The organism is Microcoleus sp. w1-18aA5 (assembly GCF_036701705.1).
In the GTDB taxonomy this organism is placed as follows: Bacteria; Cyanobacteriota; Cyanobacteriia; order Cyanobacteriales; family Microcoleaceae; genus Microcoleus.
Window position 1 is genome coordinate 67,612 of the sequence record NZ_JAUPTE010000026.1, and the last position, 4,110, is coordinate 71,721.

The window sequence follows — 4,110 nt, forward strand, 5'->3', positions numbered from 1 at the left end:
GAGACAGAGACAGAGACAGCAGCCCCCAGCCGGCCCGCAACAATTTCCGAGACAGAGACAGAGACAGCAGCCCCCAGCCGGCCCGCAACAATTTCCGAGACAGAGACAGAGACAGCAGCCCCCAGGAATCCAGGGGCAATTATTACAAAGACAGAGACAAAGACAAGAGCCCGCAGGAATTCCGGGGCAACCATTTCAGAGACAGAGACAAAGACAGAGACACTCGCCCTGTTGACACTGCCTCAAATACAGTCGTGCAACCAGACGCAGACACAGACGACATGATTTACGGCCGCCATGCGGTGCAAGCGGCTTTAGAAACAAACCAAGTTCTAAACCGGATCTGGGTTGTCCCCCACCTGCGCTACGATCCCCGCTTTCATAGCTTGCTAACCGAAGCCAAAGCCAACGGCAGCATTATTGACGAAGTTGACGATTTGCGCCTCGACTACATCACGCGCAAAGCGAACCACCAAGGCGTAGCCGCCCAAGTATCAGCTTACGAATACCTGGATTTGAGCGAACTGATCGCAAAGGCTAAGTCGGCTTGCGAAGATCCAGTAATTGTGGTGGCAGAAGGACTCAACGACCCGCACAATCTTGGGGCGATCATTCGCACCGCAGAAGCATTGGGATCTCAGGGCATGGTGATTCCGCAGCGACGGGCTGTTGGGATTACCTCGGCAGTGAGAAAAGTGGCAGCAGGGGCATTGGAAAGCCTGCCAGTGGCGAGGGTTGTCAATCTTAACCGGGCGCTGGAAGAACTCAAAGAGGCTGGATTCTGGATTTATGGCACTGCAGCAGGCGTCGGTCAATCTATAGAGACAGTCAAGTTCTCCGGGCCCACTGTTTTAGTGGTGGGTGGTGAAGCTGACGGTTTGAGCCTTTTGATACAGCGCGGATGTGACGGATTAGTTTCAATTCCTTTAAGAGGCCATACTCCTAGCCTGAATGTCTCGGTAGCAACGGGGATGGCTTTATACGAAATTTACCGTCAGCGTGGGCCCAAAAAGTTTCACGTACACGGATCGTAAAGGTGGTTGAAAAAAAGAGCACAACAGAGTAGCTTATTGTGAATGCCACCCAGAATGGAGTGGCACCACACCCGGAACAAGTAAGGATAGCCGATCGACTGTCGTTACTTGTTCATGCGAAAGTAGAAGGGGCATAGCTCCTACGTTCAAACAAGAATTCGACACCCATCTATTTAGATATATTTAAATAGGTTTGGATCGGTTCTTGGCAGCAGTCAGCCACGTGTAAATAACAAAAGCCTAGGCGTGTTCGCAGCACCCAGAAAACACCGTCAAATACATTAGAAAAGCAGATGAAAGAATTCTTGATTAGCTTGCTCAACTTTTTCGGATTGGCTTGGTGGGTTGAAGTTAAAACTTCAGCGCCGCGGTGCATTTACTATTTTGGCCCGTTCTTAACCGATGGAGAGGCGGAAGCTGCAAAAGCAGGATATGTAGAAGACATAGAAAATGAGGGGGCAGAAGGTGTTAGTGTTTCTATTCACCGCTGCAAACCAATTACTTTGACGGTTGCAGAAGATTTGGGAAAGCTTGGTGATGGAGGGCTGTGGCCGGTTTTGAGCGGTCAGTAGAAACAGGGGAGTTTTAAGTTTTGAGAGGCCTACGCTTCCCTAGCAACGCTGTGCGGTTTTGAGTTGTGAGTTGTAACTTCAAAACATTTGACTGTTGGGTGATAAATTGCTTCTGACACACTCAAAACTCAACACTCGCAATTGCCAACTGCTTCGGGATGACTCTCAATCCAGCGATCGATGTCTGCGATTACCTGATCGGGAATTTCCCAAGGAAACAAGTGGGCTGTATTGGGATAGCACTGCCACTGACAGTCGTGCAGATGGCGGGCGGTTTCTAGACTGGATGCTGAGGTGATGTGCCGATCGCCTTCTCCGGCCAACACTAAGCACGGACAATGAATGTCGCCCAGGTGGAGCAGTCGATCGTATCCTGCCCTGAGAGCGGTATTTAATGCCTTCGTGGCCGTGTTGGAAGTCTTGAGGTAGGCGGGAGTACCTGCCTGTGCTAAGTAGCGGTAAGGGGTGGCGTTATGCTGCTGTATCAAGTAGCGAAAGAGCGATCGCCTCGCAAAAGTATCAATATTCCACTGCCAACCGGGTATCACCCAATTGATAATTCCCGCTAAACCCGTGTAAAGGTTATCTTGCCAAGAGATGGGAGGGTGACTTCCTCGCGGTTTGGCTGCGGATGCGAGTAGAATCAAACCTGTAACTCGCTGGGGATATTTCATGGCTAATTCCATCGCTAAAATCCCTCCCAAAGACCATCCGATCACCAAACACCGATCGACTCCTAATCTGTCTAATAGTGCTTCTAAATCCACCAGATGATCGGTCATTTCAAAGAAAGTTGAGGTGCGACTGTTGCCGTAGCCGCGCAAGTCTGGGGCGATCGTCTGGAAGCGTTTTGATAAGTGTTCTGTGAATACCGACATACAATCGCCGGAACCTGGATGGCCGTGCAAGCAAAGAATCGGAAATCCCTTACCTTCGACGGAAACACTGAGTTGTTGATGCGGCATTTTTTAACTGCTTGGGCGGTGCGTTGTCCCCCGCTATAAATTGTACATTCCAGCGGTTAAAAGCTGGGGTTTCGGACCATGTAATCGGCAATTTTAGAAATAGACTGGCGCATTTGTAGCTCGCCGCTGCGGCTGTCAATCACAGTAATCACATAGGCCTCGTCGTCAATGCTCATCGCTAAAGTTGTGCCGAGTACCCAGGAATTTTGACCAGTTTTTTCCCCCAACCACTGAGCTTTAGTTCCTTCCAAGGCAGCAAATCCCAGAGCGTGATCGTACTGGCGGTTGAGAGTTTCTATTAACAGTTTAGCACCGGGTGTTTCGCCGTTGTAAATTTGCACCATCATTTCGGTGAGTTCGTTAGCAGTCACGCGGTTGCGACCCGAACCGGGGTTGGACGGCATAATTCTTTCCCCCATCAACTTGAAGTTCACGCGGGTGACTTCGTAGCCGCTATTATCTAAATATTGATTGATGTAATCAGAACCTAAATAATCGATCAGTTGATTGGTGGCGATATTGCTGCTGCGATAGATCATTTCTTCTAACAGTAGCTGTAGCGGGTAATTGCGATTGGACGTAATCTTTGCCGATGCGTCTTCGGTGAAATTACTCCGAGTGACGAATACTTCCTGGTTCAGACTAATTTTTTCTTTTTCGACTTTTTGCATCAGGGCGACAGCAATCGGCAGTTTAATTAAGCTGGCTGGACTGACAGGAGGTACATCGCCCCGGAGGTTTACGCATTCTCTAGAAAGGTTGCAAATACCGATCGAAGCTTGAGCCGACAAACCGCTTTCTCGGGCAAGCACACCCAAGAAATCAGATTTTGCTTGCTGCACTTGAAAGGTTGCTGCTGTTAAATTTTCCCGGTATTCTTGAGTTTTTGAGGCAGTGACGGAAGCTAAAAATGAATTTTGAGGAACTTCCTGCAAGTTGTTGAGGGCCTGATGCCAGAAAAATTGAGTTTGCTGCGAAGATTCGATCGACTTATTTGGCTGCCGTTTAGTTTCTACGGCTCTGTTGGCTAAACGGACTGCTTGCTGTAAGTTGTCGTTAGCCCTCTGTTCTACTAATATTTGAGCTTCCACCGCTTGCAACTGCTGTAGCAGTTGTTCTTGAGGATTAGCCGCGAAGGGAACTAAGCCGGAAAGGATGGTTGGTTCTGGGGAGGGAGATGAGGGTTGTTCTAATTCGGTGATCAGCCCATCGCGAATTTTGTAGAGTTCGTCGAGGGAACGCGGGTTAGATGATTGAGAGAATGAACTTGCGATGGTTAACATCTGAACCAGTCCAATGCCGGCTACTACTGCCGCCATCTTGTTGGCGATCGACAAAAAACACCTAATATCTCGCATATTTAACATCCTCAACACCACCACATTCAATATAAGCAGCTATTGTTACATCAGTCAAACGATTTTAGATTTTAGATTTTAGATTTTAGATTTTAGATTTTAGGTTTTAGATTTTAGATTTTAGATTTTAGATTTTAGATTTTAGATTTTAGATTTTAGATTTTAGATTTTAGATTTTAGA

4 protein-coding genes are annotated in these 4,110 nt (G+C 47.9%); 2 read left to right on the forward strand and 2 right to left on the reverse strand.

What is annotated here, in order from left to right:
* Window positions 1–1,034: 23S rRNA (guanosine(2251)-2'-O)-methyltransferase RlmB (rlmB, locus tag Q5691_RS12130; RefSeq protein WP_333209197.1), on the forward strand; the 1,034-nt coding region annotated here is incomplete at its 5' end.
* A gap of 293 nt (window positions 1,035–1,327) precedes the next feature.
* Entirely contained in the window at window positions 1,328–1,606 is a 279-nt protein-coding gene (locus tag Q5691_RS12135) for a DUF1816 domain-containing protein (RefSeq protein ID WP_333037226.1), read from the forward strand.
* 128 nt (window positions 1,607–1,734) lie between these two features.
* Here Q5691_RS12135 and Q5691_RS12140 read toward each other — a convergent pair whose 3' ends face one another.
* Both Q5691_RS12140 and Q5691_RS12145 read right to left on the reverse strand, forming a co-directional pair.
* A complete protein-coding gene (locus Q5691_RS12140) occupies window positions 1,735–2,571 on the reverse strand; it encodes an alpha/beta hydrolase (protein WP_333209199.1) in 837 nt (278 codons plus the stop codon).
* Between the two features lie 56 nt (window positions 2,572–2,627).
* Window positions 2,628–3,929: a serine hydrolase gene (locus tag Q5691_RS12145; RefSeq protein ID WP_333209201.1), complete on the reverse strand. Its 1,302-nt coding sequence runs from the start codon at window positions 3,927–3,929 to the stop codon at window positions 2,628–2,630.
* Between the last annotated feature and the right edge of the window lie 181 nt (window positions 3,930–4,110).